Genomic DNA, 20,352 nt, shown 5'->3' on the forward strand with positions numbered 1-20,352 from the left:
TCAGAGTGAGGAGAGAATTTTATGAAAGCAAGAGATTTGTCAGTATTGCTCAGTGTTATATTAATTGTAGCCATGTTGATTATTCCATTTCCATCATGGTTATTAAGTGTACTGATTATTATGAATATCTCACTTGCTCTTTTAGTTTTACTAAATTCCATGAATATGAATGAACCTTTAGATTTTTCCATTTTCCCTTCATTATTATTACTTTTAACTTTGTTTCGTTTAGGCTTAAATGTCTCTACCACTCGTTCCATTCTATCAAAAGGTGAAGCTGGAGGCGTGGTTGAAACATTTGGTACCTTCGTTGTTGGTGGAAATGCTTTGGTTGGAATGGTTGTTTTCTTAATTTTAATTATTATTCAGTTTGTTGTTATTACTAAAGGTTCTGAACGTGTTTCTGAAGTTGCTGCTCGTTTCACTTTAGATGCAATGCCTGGGAAACAAATGAGTATTGATGCTGACTTAAATGCTGGAATGATCTCTGAACAGCAGGCACGTGAACGAAGAGAAAAAGTTGGAAGAGAAGCCGATTTCTTTGGTTCAATGGATGGAGCCAGTAAATTTGTTAAAGGGGATGCAATAGCTGGTATCATTATTGTCCTTATAAACTTAATTTTCGGAATCGTAATTGGGATGATGCAAGATGGATTACCCATTGCAGAAGCTGCAAAGAAATACTCTTTACTTACCGTTGGAGATGGAATTGTCAGTCAAATCCCTGCATTGTTAATCTCAACTGCTACGGGTATTGTGGTAACACGGGCTGCTTCAGATGGAAACCTTGGACAAGATATTACACAACAGCTTTTAAAATATCCATACATGCTTTATGTTACTGGTGGGACCATTCTATTATTAGGTTTGTTTACACCAATAAATGATGTGTTGACCCTTCCAATCGCTGCACTTTTGGGAGTTGGAGGGTATATGTTCTCTCGTGTTCCAAAACAAGATGATGAGCGTATTCAGGAGTTAGAGCAGGAATTAGAAACAGACGAAATGAAGAGTCCGGAAAGTGTCGTAAACCTTTTAAACGTTGATCCAATTGAATTTGAATTTGGATATGGACTGATTCCACTAGCTGATGCAAATCAGGGTGGAGATTTATTAGATCGTATTGTCATGATTAGAAGGCAACTTGCCATCGAGTTAGGTCTAGTCATTCCAGTGGTTAGAATTAGAGATAATATCCAATTACAGCCGAATGAATATCGATTAAAAATAAAAGGAAATGAAATGGCTCGAGGAGAGTTACTATTAGATCACTATCTAGCTATGAGTCCAGGTGTCGATGATGATTCCGTTGAGGGAATTGATACGATAGAGCCATCGTTTGGGTTGCCAGCCAAATGGATAACGGAATCGATGAAAGAACAAGCAGAAATTTTTGGATATACCGTAGTTGATCCGCCCTCGGTCGTATCTACCCATATAACAGAAGTCATTAAAGCAAATGCATATGAATTATTAGGACGACAAGAAACCAAACAACTTATCGATCACATCAAGGAAAGTTATCCTATCTTAATTGAGGAAGTCACTCCAAATCCATTATCAGTTGGAGAAGTTCAAAAAGTATTAGCAAAATTATTAAAGGAAAATGTGTCCATCCGAAACTTGCCGATTATATTTGAAACATTGGCGGATTTTGGAAAGGTTACATCGGATACAGATATTTTAACAGAATACGTTAGACAAGCACTTGCTCGTCAAATTACTAATCAATACAGTGGAAGATCAGATGTATTAAAGGTAGTCACATTGTCGGGGAAAGTAGAAAAACTGATTGCGGATGGAATTCAGCAAACGGAACATGGCAATTATCTATCCATTGACCCTGCTCATTCTCAAGCAATTTTAGAAACCATTGCCGTTCAGGTAGAACAACTTTCGTTAATGGAACAATCACCGATTATTTTGTGTTCACCTGCAGTGAGAATGTATGTTAGACAATTAACAGAAAGGTATTTCCCGCAAGTACCTATCCTTTCTTATAATGAATTAGAATCAAGCGTTGAAGTTCAAAGTGTTGGGGTGGTGAACATAGAGTGAAGGTAAAAAAATATGTAGCAGCTAATATGCCTGAAGTCATGAAAATTATTCGTGCTGAACTAGGAAATGATGCTGTCATTTTAAATTCTAAAATAGTTCAAACTGGGGGATTTTTAGGTTTTTTTAAGAAAAAAAATATTGAAGTGATCGCTGCAATTGATCCTAAACCGAATCAAACGTCTACCACACGTGATCAGGTTAATCGACCTTTGGCTCAAACAATCACACATAAGCCAATTGAAAAAGATAAAGAACCTACGGAATACCCAGAAGTTAAAATAAATCATTCTAAAAATACAGATGAATTGCTTTCGGAAATAACAGAATTAAAGTCTTTAATGAAGAATCTTGCCTCTCAACAAGTTAAAACTGCCATATTGCCAGAGCCAATTCAGAAAATAGAACTACATTTACAGAATCAGGAAATGAGTTCAATACTTATCGAAAAATTAGTTGGAAAACTTTTGGAAAAATGGTTTTTAGAAGGTGCAAATTCATCTGAAAAGGAATTAATAGGCTGGGCTAGTGAAGAAATTTCAAAAGAGATTATGCATTTACACTATGCCGGTATCTCATTTGACAAGAAATATGTAAATGTGGTCGGTCCAACGGGAGTAGGAAAAACGACTACTTTAGCAAAAATGGCTGCAGAGTGTGTACTTAAATATAAAAAGAAAGTAGCTTTCATTACTACAGATACTTATCGCATTGCAGCGATTGATCAATTAAAGACCTATGCCAAAATATTAAATGTACCAATTGAAGTATGTTATAACATTCAAGATTTTCATGAAGCGACAAAAAAATTTCAAGATTATGATGTGGTTTTGATAGATACAGCTGGACGTAATTTTAGAAATCAGCAGTATGTAGAAGATTTGAAAAAAATCATTGATTTCCAAAAAGATATGGAAAGCTTTCTAGTATTAGCACTAACCTCAAAACAAAAGGATATGGAGGACATTTTTAAACAATTTTCTACTGTTAAAATTGATCGGTTAATTTTTACTAAAGTAGATGAAACATCCGTTTATGGTTCAATGCTTAATCTCATCATTAATTGTCAATTAGGAGTGGCTTATTTAACAAATGGGCAAGATGTTCCGGATGATTTAATAACGGCTACACCAGAAGCAATTGCTAATACTATTCTTGGAGTCGAAATGAAATGAATGATCAAGCTGAGAAATTACGTCTAAGATTAAAGACTCAAATAGAAGATAAGCAGAATGCGAAGGCTATTGCAGTTGTAAGTGGAAAAGGCGGAGTGGGAAAATCAAATTTTTCACTAAATTTTTCATTATCCCTAGTAAGATTGAAACAACGTGTTTTATTAATAGATATGGATATTGGAATGGGAAATCTAGATATATTAATGGGGAAAGCTCCAGAATACTCCATTGTCGACCATTTAACAAAACGAGTCCCACTTCAAGATATTGTGATGGAAGGAAATGAAGGACTGCACTATATAGCGGGTGGGACCGGACTGACACAGCTAATTAATTTTGATACCGATATCCTTGAAGAATTTACACATCAATTACAGTTACTATTTCAAAAATATGACCTCGTTATTTTTGATATGGGAGCTGGGATATCCAATGATTCGTTAAGAATTCTTCTATCTGTTCATGAAATCATTGTCGTTACAACGCCTGAACCGACATCCATTATGGATGCGTATGCAACGATGAAATTTATTCATTTAAATGATTCTAACCTACCATTTTATTTAGTGGTTAATAAAACTTCGTCGGAAAAAGAAGGAATAGAAACGTATAAAAAAATATCTACTGTCGTAAGCAATTTTTTGGGCAGAGAAATAACGTCTTTAGGTCACCTTCCTGAGGACCGAACTATTCAGCAAGCCGTAAAACGCCAAGTTCCTTTTTTACTTTATAATCCAAAATCACCTTCATCAATTGCTATTCGTTCTTTAACTGAAAGGTATCAAAAACAGAGGTTTACTGATGAATATATAAAACCGTTACCATTTGTTTCAAAGTTAAAGAAATTTCTCTTTGAAAGGTAGTGCAGAAAATGGAGAAAACAAAAGTACTTATCGTCGATGATTCTGCATTTATGCGAAAGCTGATTCATGATTTTTTATCTGATCATCCTGAACTAGAGGTGATTGGGACAGCAAGAAATGGTGAAGATGCGATAAAAAAGATAAAGGACCTTAAGCCAGATGTTGTCACAATGGACGTAGAAATGCCTGTGTTAAACGGTATCGAAGCCTTAAAAATGATAATGGAAGCATCGCCTGTTCCTGTCATTATGCTTTCAAGTACAACGAAAGAAGGAGCAGAAAATACACTATTAGCAATTCAAAATGGAGCAGTTGATTTTATCGCAAAACCTTCCGGCTCCATCTCATTAGATTTATACAAGGTGAAGGATGAATTAATTCAAAAGGTTCTTTCAGCACGAAAGGCTAATATCGCTAGATTAGTAAATTCGAAAGTTAACCAAATAATATCTGTTCCTAAACTTACTCATTATAGTAAAATAGAACTAGAGAATCAAACTTTCATTACTAGTCAAAAGTGGGAGAAGTCATCCAAAAAAATCATCTGTATCGGGACCTCTACCGGTGGGCCTCGTGCCTTACAACATGTATTAACAAAACTTCCAAAAGAAGTAGAAGCACCATTGTTTATTGTCCAACATATGCCACCTGGTTTTACCAAATCTCTTGCAAGTCGTTTAGATTCTTTATCACAAATTAAAGTGAAGGAAGCAGAAGACGGAGAGTTAGCGAAAAAGGGAGTAGCTTATATTGCACCTGGTGGATATCACTTAAAAGTGAAGCAAGTGGGTACTAGTTTAGCTATTCAATTGGATCAGACTCAGGCAAGAAACGGGCATCGTCCATCTGTAGATGTATTGTTTGAATCACTTAGTGACCTTAGTGGATTTGCCAAAATAGCCGTTATTATGACAGGTATGGGGACAGATGGGGCTCAAGGACTAAGACAGTTAAAATATAAAGGTACCGTTAAAGCGATTGCAGAGTCTGAAAGTACCTCCATTGTCTATGGTATGCCTAAAGCAGCTATCGCTACAAAACTAGTGGATGAGGTAACTGAGGTAGAAAATATTGCTGAAAAGATTTTGAAATATGTTTAAGTAGGGGCGTGGGGATATGGAATTGAATCAATATTTAGAGGTATTTATTGAGGAGAGTAAGGAACATTTACAAGCTTGCAATGTTCATTTATTAGAATTAGAAAAGAGCCCAGAGGATATTAAGATTGTAAATGAAATTTTTCGTTCAGCTCATACATTAAAGGGTATGTCTGCAACAATGGGATATGAAGATCTCGCTAGTTTGACTCACCAAATGGAGAATGTATTAGATGCTATTCGTAACTTGAAAATTTCCGTTACCCCAGAAATTCTAGACGTAGTTTTTGAAGCTGTTGATCACTTAGAAGCAATGGTTCAGTCTATTTCAGAAGGTGGCGACGGGAAACGTGATGTTTCATCTGTGGTTGAAAAATTTAAAAAGATTGAAAAAGGTGAAGCAATAAATACAATCTCATCAACCATACAGGAAGTTGCAGCTGCTGTTATGACAGAAAAAGTAGTAGGGAAAAATAATTACGATGAGTTTGAAATGACAGTTATTCAACAATCAAAGGAACAAGGATTTAATTGTTTCGAAATTACCGTATCCTTAAGAGAAGATTGTTTATTAAAAGCAGCACGTGTATTTATGGTTTTTGAAGTCATTGAAAAAATTGGTGAAGTTATTAAATCAAATCCTTCGGTTGATCAATTAGAAGAGGAACAATTTGATCACTCATTTACTATTACGGTAGTATCAAAAGAAACAACGGATGATATAGAGAAAAAAGTTCTTAAAGTTTCAGAGGTTCAAAAAGTAGAGGTTATGTCTCTTGATATTGAACAACTGCGTCAACAAACTGAAGCTGTTGTTATTGAGGCAGGACTACTCGAATCTCAACCATCTAATGTTAAAGAAAATAATGATGTTCAGGTAGAGGAAGAACAGAAAAAATCAAAACAAGTAAGTGTAGCTAATAAGACCATTCGTGTGAATATTGAAAGATTAGATATCCTTATGAATCTTTTCGAAGAATTAGTTATTGATAGAGGACGTTTGGAACAAATATCTAGAGAATTAAATAACCAGGAACTTCATGAAACGGTTGAGAGAATGACGAGAGTTTCAGGTGATCTTCAAAATATTATTCTAAATATGAGAATGGTGCCTGTTGATACAGTATTTAGTCGCTTTCCACGTATGGTTCGACAATTAGCTAGAGATTTAAATAAAAAATTAAATCTAGATATCATTGGTGCAGAAACGGAACTTGATCGTACCGTTATTGATGAAATTGGAGATCCACTTGTTCACTTGCTGCGAAATGCAATAGACCATGGAATTGAAACACCTGATGTTCGTAGACAACGAGGTAAAAATGAAGAGGGTACCATTGTCCTGAAAGCTTACCATAGTGGAAACCATGTTTTTATTGAAATTGAAGATGATGGTGCAGGAATCAGCAGAGAACGTGTATTACAAAAAGCTATTAATAAAGGAATTGTAAGCGAACAAGTTGCGGCTTCCTTAACGGACAAACAGGTATACGAATTAATATTTGCATCTGGTTTCTCGACAGCTGAAAAGATATCTGATATTTCGGGTCGTGGTGTAGGTTTAGATGTTGTAAAAAATACAATTGAATCATTAGGTGGCTCTGTTACGATTGATTCTGAGTTGGGGAAAGGTTCTATTTTCTCAATCCAATTACCGCTTACTCTATCCATAATTTCAGTTATGCTAGTAGAAATTCAAAAAGAAAAATATGCAATTCCACTTTCTTCTATTATTGAAACAGCAATCGTTAAAAGAGAAGAAATTTTAAATGCACATAACCAAAAGGTTATTGATTTCCGAGGGAAGGTTGTACCACTACTTTTCTTAAAAGATCTATTTGAAGTTCCTGAAGTCAAGGAGGACGATGGATTTTATTCAGTTGTCATCGTAAGAAAAGGGGACCGTATGGCTGGGTTAGTTGTAGATTCCTTTATCGGTCAACAAGAGGTTGTACTTAAATCACTAGGAAGCTATTTAACTAGTGCATTTGCCATTTCTGGTGCAACTATATTGGGAGATGGACAAGTTGCACTTATTGTTGATTGCAATGCATTAATAAAATAATATTGCTGATTTCAATGTTAAGAGGAGTGAATACAATGACCGAACTAGTAATGACAGATTTAAAGATCATTATTTTTCAATTAAAGGAAAAGGAATATGCAATCCCAGTAAGCCAAGTACGCTCAATTGAAAAATTACAGCATATTACACGTGTTCCTAGAACAACTGACTACATAAAGGGTGTAATCAACCTGCGTGGTGTAGTGACTCCAATTGTTGATTTACGTAAAAGATTTGGGTTAGAAGAACAAGAAAACACTGACAGCACAAGAGTTATTATCGTAGCCTTTGATCAAATTGAAGTTGGATTAATTGTTGATGCCGCAAACGATGTGATTGATATTAAAGCGGATGCGATTGAACCACCTCCAGAAGTAATTGGTGTAACAGAAGCAGAATATATTAACGGGGTAGTGAAATTAGACAAGCGCCTATTAATCTTATTAGATTTAGCAAAAGTATTAAATGTAGAAGATGGTAAATTAACTAAAGGACTCGAAGGGTAAAAAAAGGATGTCATTTGTTAACCAAATAACCACTCTTCATTTAGATATTCTTAGAGAAATTGGAAATATTGGCGCAGGGAATGCCGCAACCGCTCTTTCGAAACTATTAAATAAACGGGTCGATATGAATGTTCCGAGTGTGAAAATAGTAGGTTTTGATGAAATGATGGAAATGGTCGGTGGTCCAGAGAATATTGTTGCTACTGTTTTTTTAAGATTAGAGGGCGATGTATCAGGTAGTATGTTTTTTGTTCTTCCAATCCATCAAGCTAGTAGGTTCATTCAACAGATGATAGATGAACCTAACTATTCCTTTATGGAGGAACCAAACAATGAAATTGCAATGTCAGCTCTGCAAGAACTAGGGAATATTCTATCAGGTTCGTATTTATCAGCTCTATCCGATTTTACAAATTTATCATTATATCCATCAGTTCCAGCTTTAAGTATAGACATGTTTGGTGCAATTATTAGTTATGGAATTATTGAATTATCTCAGGTGTCGGACCATGCTATTGTTATTGATACAGCTTTAAATGAGCTGGAAACAAATGAGAATGAAAGTGTAAAAGGAAACTTTTTCCTTTTACCAGACCCAGATTCTTTTCCTGTCATTTTTAAAGCATTAGGAGTTACTTCAAATGAATGACTGCATGACCGTAGTAAAAGTAGGGATATCTGATCTGAAAGTAGTAAAATCACCCCTCTCCATAAGAACTTCGGGTCTGGGTTCCTGTGTGGGTATAGTTATTTACGACCAAATTAGTAAAATTGCTGGTTTAGCTCATATCATGCTTCCAGATTCATCTCTAGCAAAAGTTGGTGGAATGAATATTGCCAAATATGCAGATACAGCAGTAGATGGATTAATTACTCAATTGACTCAATCTGGAGCACTTCAGAGTAATTTAAAATCCAAAATAGCGGGTGGAGCCCAAATGTTTCAATTTTCCTCTGCTAGCGATATTATGCGCATTGGTCCTCGAAATGTAGAAGCTGTGAAAAAGGAATTATTAAAACATCGTATTCCTATCGTATCAGAGGATGTTGGCGGAAACTGTGGTAGGACAATTGAGTTTGATACTAATACTTATATGCTTGAAATACGAACGGTAAATAAGGGAATTCATTTCATATAAAATAATGGCGATACATTGATTTAGCCGAGTTAGGAGGGGAGCCATGGTACAGACTTATTTATTTGACGAACAAACAGCTTGGAAACAATGGACAAAATCTCGAGATGCAGAGGCAGGCAACTTCCTAGTCAAAAAATATTTAACTCTAGTGTCGTACCATGTACAACGAATCGCCACTGGTTTACCTAAAAATGTTTCCCGGGATGATCTTAATTCTTTAGGTATGATTGGATTACTGGATGCATTAGAAAAATTTGATCCAACCCGTGATCTTAAATTTGATACGTATGCTTCTTTTCGAGTAAGAGGAGCAATTATTGACGGACTGCGTAAAGAAGATTGGCTCCCACGTTCGACCAGGGAAAAAGCAAAAAGAATTGAAGCGACAATTGAAAAATTGGAGCAAAGATATATGAGAAATGTATCATCTTCGGAAATTGCAGTAGAATTAGGTATTCCAGAAGATGAAGTATGTACGACAATTAATGAACATTTTTATGCAAATGTTCTTTCTATTGATGAACAACCTGTGGAGTTAGATGATAAAGAAAGTGCAGGGTTTGCTATTAAAGATGAAAAAGCAATTCATCCTGAAGAAAAGCTGATAAAAAGTGAGTTAGTTGATGATTTAGCTAAATTAATTGAAAAATTGAATGAAAAAGAAAAATTGGTCGTAAGTTTGTTTTATTTCGAAGAATTAACCTTAACTGAAATCGGTCAAGTAATGAGCCTATCGACATCTAGAATTTCACAAATTCATTCACGTGCCTTATTTAAGTTAAACCAATCTTTAGTTAAATTAATATAATATAATTAAACCTTCTTCCTGATAAAGAAGGTTTTTCTTTTTTTATACGCTTTAAAATATGCTAATCAAAAGGTATGATAAAATTAATAGGATAATGGCAGGTATGAGGAAGTGTTTAGATGAGTCTAAAAGCAATTGAATTACAAGTCGCATTACCTAGGACACAGGATGCAGGTAAATTACAAGAACAAATTCAACAACGTGGACAAATTTTGCAAGACCAAATAGCTGAACAATCTCAAAAAGAGCAAGAAAAAAAACGTTCAACCGTGATAAAAAATGAAACGACAGAAAAGGCAATCCTTAGGAACAAAAGGGAATCGAATCAGGAAAATCAGCAACAGAAGTCTAATCAGCAAAAAAGGGATCAAATTAAAGATAGTAAACATCCATACAAAGGGACAAAAATTGATTTTAGCGGATAGGGGTTTTTATGAATTCTTTTTTTATAGTTATTTCACTCATCTTAAATTTTGTAGCATTGTTTGGAATTATCATTTTATATTTACGGCAGAACAGACTTTTTGAGTTAGAGAAAAAACAAGATAAAGTTGTAAAAGAGATGGAAGAGGTTATTTCCTCATATTTATTAGAAATTAGGGAAGATAACGAAGAATTTCTTGAAAAGATCAAAGATATGAATCAAATAAGGAATGATTACAAATATATACCAAATCAAATTAAAGAAGAAAACGTATATCCATCTCCCGAAATATTGGTGCCAAAACAATCTGCCGAAAAAATGAACGAATTACCGATTAAACCGGTTCAGGTTGTAAGATCTCAGGTAGTGAACGCGTATAAAAAAGGGCACCAAATTGCCGAAAGAGAAAAAATGGAAAAATCTGAAAAACAAAATGAAGAAAATAGCAGTCATAATAGGACGATATTAGAAGACATCATTATTCTTCAAAAACAGGGGTTTTCCGAGGAAGAAATCGCCAAAAAACTCAATAAAGGTAAAACAGAGATTCAACTTTTACTCAAATTTCGCCAAGATTTATAAGAAAAGCTTGATTGTGGGTAGGACATATGCTATATTATTTCATGGTGTTATTACACACGTTCATGGATCTAAGTGATTGGTGCTGTATTTACAGTTATCATTTAGAAATGAGATGAGCGGAGGAAATTAAAAACCTAGGAGGAAAAAATCATGTCAGTAATTTCTATGAAGCAATTGCTTGAAGCTGGTGTACACTTTGGACACCAAACTCGCCGTTGGAACCCAAAAATGAAGAAATATATCTTCACTGAGCGTAACGGTATCTACATTATCGACCTTCAAAAAACAGTTAAGAAGTTTGAAGAAGCTTACAATTTCGTTAAGGAGCTTGCTGATAACGGCGGAACTATGCTTTTCGTTGGAACAAAGAAACAAGCTCAAGATTCAGTGAAAGAAGAAGCTGAACGTTCAGGTATGTACTTTGTTAACCAACGTTGGTTAGGTGGTACATTAACAAACTTCGAAACAATCCAAAAACGTATTGCACGTTTAAAAGATATCGAAAGAATGTCTGAAGATGGAACTTTTGAAGTTTTACCTAAGAAAGAAGTAGTTCAATTAAAGAAAGAGCAAGAGCGTTTAGAAAAATTCCTAGGCGGAATTAAAGATATGAAAGGTCTTCCTGATGCATTATTCATCATTGACCCTCGTAAAGAGCGCATTGCAGTTGCTGAAGCGCATAAATTAAACATTCCTATCGTTGGTATTGTTGATACAAACTGCGATCCAGATGAAATTGATTATGTAATTCCAGCAAACGACGATGCAATTCGTGCAGTTAAACTTATTACTGCTAAAATTGCTGATGCAATCTTAGAATCAAAACAAGGTGAAGAATTAACTGCTGCTGTTGAAGCTTAATATTAGCTTATACAGTATGTACTAGGTGCTATTAAAAGGTGATAAGAGGGAAGCACCCTTTATCACCTTTTTTTAAAGATTATTTCATGGATTAGTTGTTAGTTACTTTGCTAACAATAGTGATAGGTTACATAAAAGAAACCGTAATTATACCTTAAGGAGGACTACTCAAATGGCAGTTACTGCTCAAATGGTAAAAGAACTTCGTGAAAAAACTGGTGCTGGAATGTTAGATTGTAAAAAAGCACTTACTGAAACAAATGGTGATATGGAAAAAGCTGTTGACTTTTTACGTGAAAAAGGAATTGCATCTGCAGCAAAAAAAGCAGACCGTATTGCTGCTGAAGGTACAGGGTATATCTTAACAGAAGGAAATGAAGCTGTTATTCTTGAAGTAAACTCAGAAACTGACTTCGTTGCTAAAAATGATGCTTTCCAAGTACTTGTTAAAGAATTAGCACAACATCTTCTGAAAAATAAACCTGCATCTGCTGAAGAAGCATCAGCACAAACAATGGAAAATGGTGCAACGGTTGCTGACCACATTAACGCTGCAATTGCAAAAATTGGAGAAAAATTAACTCTTCGTCGTTTCGAAGTTTTAACAAAAACAGACAATGATGCATTTGGTGCGTACCTTCACATGGGTGGACGCATTGCAGTTTTAACTGTATTAGAAGGAACTACAGATGCTGATGCTGCTAAAGATGTAGCTATGCATGCTGCAGCTCTTCACCCTCTATACGTTTCTCGTGATCAAGTATCACAAGAAGAAGTAGAACGTGAACGTCAAGTATTAACAACTCAAGCTCTAAATGAAGGCAAGCCTGAAAATATCGTGGCAAAAATGGTTGAAGGACGTCTTGGTAAATACTTTGAAGATGTTTGCTTACTTGACCAAACTTTTGTTAAAAACCCAGACCAAAAGGTTCGTCAATTTGTTGAATCTAAAGGCGCTACAGTTCGTGAATTTGTACGCTATAGCGTAGGTGAAGGTATCGAAAAGCGTGAAGATAACTTTGCTGAAGAAGTAATGAATCAAATTAAGAAATAAGATATTGTATAAATAGCTAAAAATTAGTAATAGGGGACACACAATGCGTGTTCCCTATTTTTAAAGGGAAAAATAAAGATGTAAATTCGACTTTGGAGGTTCTTATGACCAGCCCTAAATATAAACGCGTTGTTTTAAAACTAAGTGGAGAAGCGTTAGCAGGAGATGCAGGCTTTGGTATTAATCCATCTGTCATTAAATCCATTGCAAATCAAGTGAAAGAAATAGCAGAAATGAATGTGGAAGTTGCAGTCGTTGTTGGCGGTGGCAACATTTGGCGTGGTAAAATTGGAAGTGAAATGGGTATGGATCGTGCAAATGCTGATTATATGGGCATGCTGGCAACTGTGATGAATTCACTTGCTTTACAAGATAGCCTTGAGCAATTAGGAATTGAAACACGTGTTCAATCATCGATTGAAATGCGTCAGGTAGCTGAACCATACATACGTCGTCGTGCAATTCGCCATCTTGAGAAGAAACGTGTTGTTATTTTTGCAGCAGGAACTGGGAATCCTTATTTCTCAACAGATACTACTGCAGCACTTCGTGCCGCAGAAATTGAAGCAGAAGTTATATTAATGGCTAAAAATAATGTTGATGGTGTTTATTCAGCTGATCCTCGAATTGATAAGAATGCGAAAAAGTATAATCATATAACTTTCCTAGATGTTATTAAAGAAGGTCTTGAAGTAATGGATTCAACAGCATCTTCATTATGTATGGATAATGATATTCCGTTAATTGTGTTCTCAATTATGGAACAAGGGAATATTAAGCGTGTAGTTATGGGTGAAAATATTGGAACTATTGTGAGGGGGAAATAATTATGCCAAAAACAGTCATGGCAAATACAAAGGATCGTATGACAAAAGCGATTCAAGCTTTTACAAGAGAATTAGCTAGTATTCGTGCTGGTAGAGCAAATGCTTCCTTATTAGATAGAATTACGGTAGATTACTATGGGGCGCCAACTCCGGTTAATCAATTAGCTGGTATCAGTGTTCCGGAAGCTAGACTACTTGTTATCCAACCGTATGACAAGACTATCTTAGGTGAAATTGAAAAGGCAATTCTTAAATCTGATTTAGGATTAAATCCTTCTAACGATGGCTCTCTTATTCGAATTGCGATTCCACAATTAACAGAAGAGCGTCGTAAAGACTTAGTAAAATTGGTTAAAAAAGAAAGTGAAGAAGCTAAAATTGCGATTCGAAACATTCGCCGTGATGCTAACGATGACTTGAAAAAGTTAGAAAAGAATGGTGAAATTACAGAAGATGACCAACGTGGCTATTCAGATGATATTCAAAAACTAACCGATGACCATATTGTTAAAATAGATCAAATTGCAAAAGACAAAGAAAAAGAAATTCTTGAAGTTTAATGCATTAAAATGAAGACCCTCTAAAAAGGGGGTTTTTTTTGCCCTTTTTTCAATTGGTAAACATTGTGTTACAATGGATGAACATAAATATTATCATTCTGTTTTTTGCAAGACGTACATAAGTTATTTTAAGAGATATATGTTAACTTTTCTGCTATGATAAAATAAATATATATTTTTTTGTTTTGGATTTGAAACAAGTTATTCGGAGTAAGATTACTTTATTTGGGGGAGCTGTCTTATGTTAAATAAAATCAATCTATGGAAGAAAGGGGCAAATTCTTCCAATCTCCGAGATCGTATCGTTGAAACAAAAAAAATATCGGTTCCTTCGCATATTGCAATTATTATGGACGGTAATGGCCGTTGGGCAAAAAAGAGAGCATTACCTAGAGTAGCCGGCCATCATGAGGGTATGAAGGTTGTACGGAAAATAACCAAGCTAGCTAATGAGCTTGGAGTTGATGTATTAACGTTATACGCATTTTCAACTGAAAATTGGAAACGCCCTAAATCGGAAGTTGATTATCTGATGAAATTACCTGAAGAATTTTTAGGTACCTTTCTACCTGAACTAATTGAAGAAAATGTACAAGTTAAAATGATTGGTCATAAAGATAAATTACCTAGTTTCACTTTAAATGCAATTGAGAAAGCAATTGAAAAAACAAAGAACAATAATGGTCTTATTTTAAACTTTGCACTTAACTACGGAAGTAGGGTCGAAATAATCGAAGCAGTCAAGCATGTCTTAAATGATTGTAAAAGTGGTATACTGAAAGAAAATGAACTAACGGAAGATGTGTTTTCTTCCTATTTAATGACCTCCGAATTGAGTGATCCGGATTTGTTAATTCGTACTAGTGGTGAAATTCGCCTAAGCAATTTTATGCTATGGCAATTAGCCTACAGTGAATTTTGGTTTACGGAAACCTTATGGCCAGATTTTAAGGAAGAAGATCTCCTTGATGCCGTTAATGCATTCCAAAACCGACAAAGGAGATTTGGAGGAGTTTAAAAAAGGTGTTGAATAATAAATGAAGCAAAGAATTATTACAGCAATTATTGCAGCCGCCATTTTTCTCCCGATTGTATTATATGGTGGAATCCCGTTTTTAGTCTTGACATACTTAATTGCCAGTATCGGGTTATATGAAATATTAAAAATGAGAAATATTAATCTCTTCTCCATACCAGGTATCATTTCCTTATTATTACTATGGCTGACATTGCTGCCTCAGCAGTATCAAGATGTATTAATAGCGCTTAATTTTACCAAAATGGAATTATTTTTCCTAATTGTATTATTATTTTTAACCTATACCGTTGTAACCAAAAATCAATTTACCTTTGAAGATGTATCTTTTGCTGTACTTGGTACACTGTACGTGGGACTGGGCTTTTATTACTTTATTGAAACTCGTAGTGCCGGCCTTACTTATGTTTTTTATTCTTTATTTATCATTTGGGCTACTGATTCAGGGGCTTATTTTATTGGAAAAGCCACTGGGAAAAGAAAGTTATGGCCAGAAATTAGTCCGAATAAAACTATTGAGGGTTCCCTTGGAGGAGTTATTTCTGCACTTGTTGTTGCGATCCTTTTTAGTATTTTAACTGATATAGATGCATCATTATGGCAGCTTTTAGTTATTACCATGATTCTTTCTGTCTTTGGGCAAATAGGAGATTTAGTAGAATCTGCACTAAAACGTCATTTTAATGTTAAGGATTCTGGGAACCTTTTGCCAGGCCATGGTGGAATTTTAGACCGTTTCGACAGTTTATTGTTTGTATGGCCACTTTTAAGTTTCTTATTTTTGTTATAATGAAGTTTTTTAAAAAATATGGAGTTGAAAAGTTTTGAAATTAATTAGTTTACTGGGAGCAACTGGTTCTATTGGACAACAAACACTAGACGTGATTTTACAACATCCTAATGAGTTTAAATTAGTTGCAATGTCTGTTGGTAAAAATATTGACTTAGCGAGAAAAATGATCAAGGAACATTGTCCAGAAATGGTTGCAACCCAAGAAAAATCAGGGTACGACACATTAAAGTTAGAATTTCCAAATATAAAATTTACATATGGTGAAGATGGATTAACAGAAGTTGCTACATACGATAAAGCCGAAGTATTAGTTAATGCCGTTCTTGGAAGTGTTGGCTTATATCCAACTTTACAAGCAATAGAATCTAAAAAAACAATTGCTATTGCGAATAAGGAAACTCTCGTTACAGCTGGTCACCTTGTAATGGAGGCTGCGCAAAGAAATAAAGTAGCTCTCTTACCTGTTGATAGTGAACACTCTGCTATCTTCCAAGCTCTACAAGGTGAAAAATCTAAAAATATCGAGCGCTTAATTCTAACAGCATCAGGTGGTAGCTTTAGAGATAAAACTCGTAAAGAGCTTGAGCAGGTTACAGTGAAAGAGGCACTTAACCATCCTAATTGGTCAATGGGGGCAAAAATAACAATTGATTCAGCTACCATGATGAATAAAGGGTTAGAGGTAATAGAGGCTCATTGGTTATTTTCAATGCCTTATGATAAAATTTCTGTTTTATTACATAAGGAAAGTATTATTCATTCTATGATTGAATTTCATGACAGTAGTATTATGGCGCAATTGGGTACACCGGATATGAGGGTTCCAATACAATATGCTCTAACCTATCCTGACCGTTTATCGCTAAAAACTTCAAAGCGCCTAAATTTAGCTGAAATAGCAACCCTTCATTTTAAAGAAATGGATTTTGAGCGTTTTCGCTGTTTAGCTTTTGCTTATGAAGCAGGTAAGAAGGGTGGTACATTACCATCCGTTTTAAATGCAGCAAATGAAGTGGCTGTCGCGGGATTCCTTGAAGGGAAGATAAAATTTTTAGAGATAGAAGATTTGATTGAGAAAGCATTGTTAGCCCATGATAATATTTCTAATCCAAGTTTAACAACCATTCAAGAGATTGATAAAGAAACACGACAGTTCGTTCATTCACTTCTATAAGAAAAGCGGAAGCGCCCGTTCAGCGCACGACAGGACTGGAGCGCTCCGTACGAGATAAAGGAAACACGAAGAGCGTAGCGATTCGATGTTGACTTATCGTAAGAAGGAGAGCGAAGTACACTTTTCGCTGGGCGCTGGAGCTGGACAATTTTCGAAGTAAAATGAGTTCACTTATTTTCTTTAAAAGGTGGTTTTTTTATTGAGTACTGTGATAGCCTTTATCGTCATATTTGGAGCACTTGTTTTTTTTCATGAATTAGGACATTTTGTTTTTGCTAAAAGAGCTGGTATCCTATGTCGAGAATTTGCAATTGGTTTTGGACCTAAGGTACTTTCTTTTAAAAAAGGAGAGACCATTTATACCATTCGACTATTGCCTATTGGGGGATTCGTTCGAATGGCTGGAGAGGATCCCGAGACCGTTGAACTTAAGCCAGGTTATCGTGTAGGACTAACATTAAACGATGGTCTAGTTGATAAGATTATTCTAAACAATAAAGATAAATATCCTAATGCAAGAATTGTAGAAGTTGAAATTGCTGATCTTGATCATAAATTAGTTATTAGTGGATATGCGGAAGATAATCCTGAAGAATTATCCACTTTTAAATTAAGTCCTACTGCCCTTATTATTGAGGATGGTGTAGAAACACAAATTGCTCCATATAATCGTCAATTCGGCTCCAAAACACTTAGACAAAGAACGATGGCTATATTTGCTGGACCGATGATGAATTTTATTTTAGCCTTCTTCGTCTTTTTAATTATTGCCTTATTTCAAGGCGTACCTGCTAACGATCCAGTTCTTGGCAATTTAACAGATGATGGGGTGGCAAAGCAAGCTGGTCTGCATAAGGGAGATTTAGTTGAGTCTATTGATGGGGCTGAAATTTCTACATGGACAGACGTAGTTGAGATTATTCGTCAAAGCCCGAATAAAGAATTAACATTTTCGATTAATAGAGATGGAAAATCATTAGAAATTCCAGTTACTCCTAAAGAAGTAGAATCAGAGGATCAAAAGATAGGGATTATTGGGGTTTATAGTCCTGTAGAAAAATCACCAATAAAGGCTCTAACTTACGGTTTTGAACAAACTTATTTCTGGACGAAAGAAATATTTGTTATGCTAGGTAAACTGGTAACAGGTCAATTTTCCATTAATATGTTATCTGGACCAGTAGGGATTTATGTTTCCACAGATACGGTAGCCAAATCGGGTATATTCAATTTAATGAGATGGGCTGCTATTTTGAGTATTAACTTGGGAATCATGAACCTATTACCGCTCCCAGCATTGGATGGGGGACGTCTCATGTTCTTTGGAGTGGAAGCTTTAAGAGGTAAACCGATCGACCGTCACAAGGAAGGTATGGTTCATTTTATTGGTTTTGCATTATTAATGTTATTAATGCTAGTTGTAACATGGAATGATATTCAAAGATTTTTCTTATAATCAGTATAATTAAATAGAGGTGCTAATAGATGAGACAGAGTATGACCCTTATTCCTACTCTACGCGAAATACCTTCGGATGCAGAAGTTAAAAGTCACCAGCTCTTATTAAGAGCTGGTTTCATTCGCCAAAATGCAAGTGGAGTATATAGTTATTTACCATTAGCTCAAAAAGTGCTACGTAAAATTGAAAATATTGTTCGTGAAGAAATGAATAATGCTGGAGCAGTAGAGTTATTAATGCCTGCGCTACAGCAAGCAGAATTTTGGCAAGAATCAGGTCGTTGGTATACTTATGGACCTGAATTAATGCGATTAAAAGACCGTCATGATCGTGAATTTGCCTTAGGAGCAACGCATGAAGAAGTCATTACAAGCCTCGTACGTGATGAGGTAAAGTCTTACAAACGTTTACCGCTTACCTTATATCAAATTCAGACAAAGTTTCGTGATGAAAAAAGGCCGCGTTTTGGTTTGTTAAGAGGTAGAGAATTTATAATGAAGGATGCATACTCCTTCCACTCGAACCCAGAAAGCTTGGATGATGTTTATAATAAAATGTATCAAGCATATTCCAATGTCTTTTCGAGATGCCAATTAGATTTTCGTGCTGTAATTGCTGATTCTGGTGCAATGGGCGGAAAAGATACGCATGAATTTATGGTTTTATCGGAAATTGGTGAAGATACGATTGCTTATTCAAACTCTTCCGATTTTGCTGCCAATATCGAAATGGCACCTGTACAAATGATTTATGAAAAAAGTAATGAAGAACTAAAAGCACTTGAAAAGGTCGAAACGATTAATAAAAAAACAATTGAAGAGGTTGCAAGCTTCTTAAAGACAAGTGCTAATAAATGTATAAAGTCATTATTATTTAAAGCTGATGATCAATTTATTCTGGTTCTGGTACGTGGAGATCATGAAGTAAATGATATTAAATTAAAAAATATCTATGAAGCATCTTCTGTTGAATTAGCTAGTCCTGAAGAAACAAAAGCTGTATTAGGATGTGAAATTGGTTCACTTGGACCTATTGGTGCCTCTAATATTGTCGTGATTGCTGACCATGCAGTGGAAGCCATTGTTAACGGGGTTTGTGGAGCAAATGAAGAACATTTTCACTACATAAATGTTAATCCTAATCGTGATTTTCAGGTTTCTCAGTATGCAGATCTTCGATTTATTCAAGAGGGAGATCCTTCTCCTGATGGTAAAGGTCAAATTGTCTTTGCTAAAGGAATCGAAGTTGGTCATGTTTTCAAACTTGGCACTCGCTATAGTGAAGCGATGAATGCAACGTATTTAGATGAAAACGGCAGAACCCAACCAATGATCATGGGGTGTTATGGTATTGGGGTTTCGAGAACCTTAGCTGCTGTTGCAGAACAGTTTAATGATGAAAATGGTTTAATATGGCCAGTTAATTTAGCGCCGTTTGACCTTCATTTAATTGCCGTGAATATGAAGGATCAGGACCAATCTGCTTTGGCAGAAGAATTATATGAACTTTTAAAACAAAATCGCTACGATGTTCTATTTGATGAACGACAAGAAAGACCTGGAGTAAAATTTGCTGATTCGGATTTAATTGGTCTTCCAGTTCGTATTACAATAGGTAAAAAAGCCGCTGAAGGCATCGTTGAGTTAAAAACCCGTAAAACTGGTGAAGTACAAGAAGTTCATAAAGAAGAGTTATTAAATACAATTTCTAAAATAGTAACAAATCTATAAAAAAATAGAGGGAGTGCCCATAAATAACCGTGGCACTCCTTCTATTTTTACATTCCTTTAATTGTTAATACCTGAATCCTAAACAGGACGTTGAATTGTGATATAATTACTGATGTGTTTGTAGAATTATGTCTCTTTTTGATA

At 35.3% G+C, this 20,352-nt stretch carries 20 protein-coding genes; all 20 read left to right on the plus strand.

The annotated features are described in order from the left end of the window. Positions 1 to 21: 21 nt before the first annotated feature. Positions 22 to 2,058: a flagellar biosynthesis protein FlhA gene (gene flhA, locus ACSBPO_RS07935; RefSeq protein ID WP_442599516.1), complete on the plus strand. Its 2,037-nt coding sequence runs from the start codon at positions 22 to 24 to the stop codon at positions 2,056 to 2,058. Beyond that, entirely contained in the window at positions 2,055 to 3,230 is a 1,176-nt protein-coding gene (gene flhF, locus ACSBPO_RS07940) for a flagellar biosynthesis protein FlhF (protein ID WP_442599517.1), read from the plus strand. Before flhA ends, flhF begins: the two co-directional genes overlap by 4 nt. Further along, on the plus strand, positions 3,227 to 4,093 hold the full coding sequence (locus ACSBPO_RS07945; RefSeq protein ID WP_442599518.1) for a MinD/ParA family protein: 867 nt from the start codon (positions 3,227 to 3,229) through the stop codon (positions 4,091 to 4,093). Before flhF ends, ACSBPO_RS07945 begins: the two co-directional genes overlap by 4 nt. 8 nt (positions 4,094 to 4,101) lie before the next feature. Then, complete coding sequence (locus ACSBPO_RS07950; RefSeq protein ID WP_442599519.1) at positions 4,102 to 5,193, plus strand: protein-glutamate methylesterase/protein-glutamine glutaminase; 1,092 nt, start codon at positions 4,102 to 4,104, stop codon at positions 5,191 to 5,193. Positions 5,194 to 5,209: 16 nt separating this feature from the next. Then, positions 5,210 to 7,255 (plus strand): chemotaxis protein CheW, encoded by a 2,046-nt coding sequence (locus ACSBPO_RS07955; RefSeq protein WP_442599520.1) that lies wholly within the window; start codon positions 5,210 to 5,212, stop codon positions 7,253 to 7,255. 50 nt (positions 7,256 to 7,305) lie between these two features. Further along, positions 7,306 to 7,761: a chemotaxis protein CheW gene (locus tag ACSBPO_RS07960; RefSeq protein WP_442600330.1), complete on the plus strand. Its 456-nt coding sequence runs from the start codon at positions 7,306 to 7,308 to the stop codon at positions 7,759 to 7,761. A 7-nt stretch (positions 7,762 to 7,768) separates the two neighbouring features. Then, a complete protein-coding gene (locus tag ACSBPO_RS07965) occupies positions 7,769 to 8,410 on the plus strand; it encodes a chemotaxis protein CheC (RefSeq protein ID WP_442599521.1) in 642 nt (213 codons plus the stop codon). Beyond that, positions 8,403 to 8,900 (plus strand): chemotaxis protein CheD, encoded by a 498-nt coding sequence (locus ACSBPO_RS07970; protein WP_442599522.1) that lies wholly within the window; start codon positions 8,403 to 8,405, stop codon positions 8,898 to 8,900. Before ACSBPO_RS07965 ends, ACSBPO_RS07970 begins: the two co-directional genes overlap by 8 nt. Before the next feature lie 43 nt (positions 8,901 to 8,943). After that, positions 8,944 to 9,708, plus strand: coding sequence for a FliA/WhiG family RNA polymerase sigma factor (locus tag ACSBPO_RS07975; protein WP_442599523.1), 765 nt, complete (start codon positions 8,944 to 8,946; stop codon positions 9,706 to 9,708). Positions 9,709 to 9,827: 119 nt separating this feature from the next. After that, complete coding sequence (locus ACSBPO_RS07980; protein WP_442599524.1) at positions 9,828 to 10,133, plus strand: hypothetical protein; 306 nt, start codon at positions 9,828 to 9,830, stop codon at positions 10,131 to 10,133. An 8-nt stretch (positions 10,134 to 10,141) separates the two neighbouring features. Beyond that, a complete protein-coding gene (locus ACSBPO_RS07985) occupies positions 10,142 to 10,714 on the plus strand; it encodes a hypothetical protein (RefSeq protein ID WP_442599525.1) in 573 nt (190 codons plus the stop codon). 150 nt (positions 10,715 to 10,864) lie between these two features. Continuing rightward, positions 10,865 to 11,575 (plus strand): 30S ribosomal protein S2, encoded by a 711-nt coding sequence (rpsB, locus tag ACSBPO_RS07990; protein ID WP_442599526.1) that lies wholly within the window; start codon positions 10,865 to 10,867, stop codon positions 11,573 to 11,575. Between the two features lie 172 nt (positions 11,576 to 11,747). Continuing rightward, positions 11,748 to 12,629 (plus strand): translation elongation factor Ts, encoded by an 882-nt coding sequence (tsf, locus tag ACSBPO_RS07995; RefSeq protein ID WP_442599527.1) that lies wholly within the window; start codon positions 11,748 to 11,750, stop codon positions 12,627 to 12,629. A 104-nt stretch (positions 12,630 to 12,733) separates the two neighbouring features. After that, positions 12,734 to 13,456 carry a UMP kinase gene (gene pyrH, locus ACSBPO_RS08000; protein ID WP_442599528.1) on the plus strand — a complete coding sequence of 241 codons (723 nt, stop codon included), beginning with the start codon at positions 12,734 to 12,736 and terminating at the stop codon, positions 13,454 to 13,456. A gap of 2 nt (positions 13,457 to 13,458) precedes the next feature. Further along, a complete protein-coding gene (gene frr, locus ACSBPO_RS08005; protein WP_442599529.1) occupies positions 13,459 to 14,016 on the plus strand; it encodes a ribosome recycling factor in 558 nt (185 codons plus the stop codon). 241 nt (positions 14,017 to 14,257) lie between these two features. Continuing rightward, positions 14,258 to 15,034, plus strand: a complete 777-nt coding sequence (locus tag ACSBPO_RS08010) for an isoprenyl transferase (protein WP_442599530.1) — start codon at positions 14,258 to 14,260, stop codon at positions 15,032 to 15,034. A gap of 19 nt (positions 15,035 to 15,053) precedes the next feature. Then, on the plus strand, positions 15,054 to 15,842 hold the full coding sequence (locus ACSBPO_RS08015) for a phosphatidate cytidylyltransferase (RefSeq protein ID WP_442599531.1): 789 nt from the start codon (positions 15,054 to 15,056) through the stop codon (positions 15,840 to 15,842). Positions 15,843 to 15,876: 34 nt separating this feature from the next. Further along, a complete protein-coding gene (locus ACSBPO_RS08020; RefSeq protein ID WP_442599532.1) occupies positions 15,877 to 17,019 on the plus strand; it encodes a 1-deoxy-D-xylulose-5-phosphate reductoisomerase in 1,143 nt (380 codons plus the stop codon). Between the two features lie 199 nt (positions 17,020 to 17,218). After that, positions 17,219 to 18,475, plus strand: coding sequence for an RIP metalloprotease RseP (gene rseP, locus ACSBPO_RS08025; protein ID WP_442599533.1), 1,257 nt, complete (start codon positions 17,219 to 17,221; stop codon positions 18,473 to 18,475). A 29-nt stretch (positions 18,476 to 18,504) separates the two neighbouring features. Next, a complete protein-coding gene (locus ACSBPO_RS08030) occupies positions 18,505 to 20,208 on the plus strand; it encodes a proline--tRNA ligase (protein WP_442599534.1) in 1,704 nt (567 codons plus the stop codon). The last annotated feature ends 144 nt before the right edge of the window (positions 20,209 to 20,352 follow it).

It is taken from the genome of Neobacillus sp. D3-1R, assembly GCF_052180215.1.
Taxonomy (GTDB): Bacteria; Bacillota; Bacilli; order Bacillales; family Cytobacillaceae; genus Pseudoneobacillus.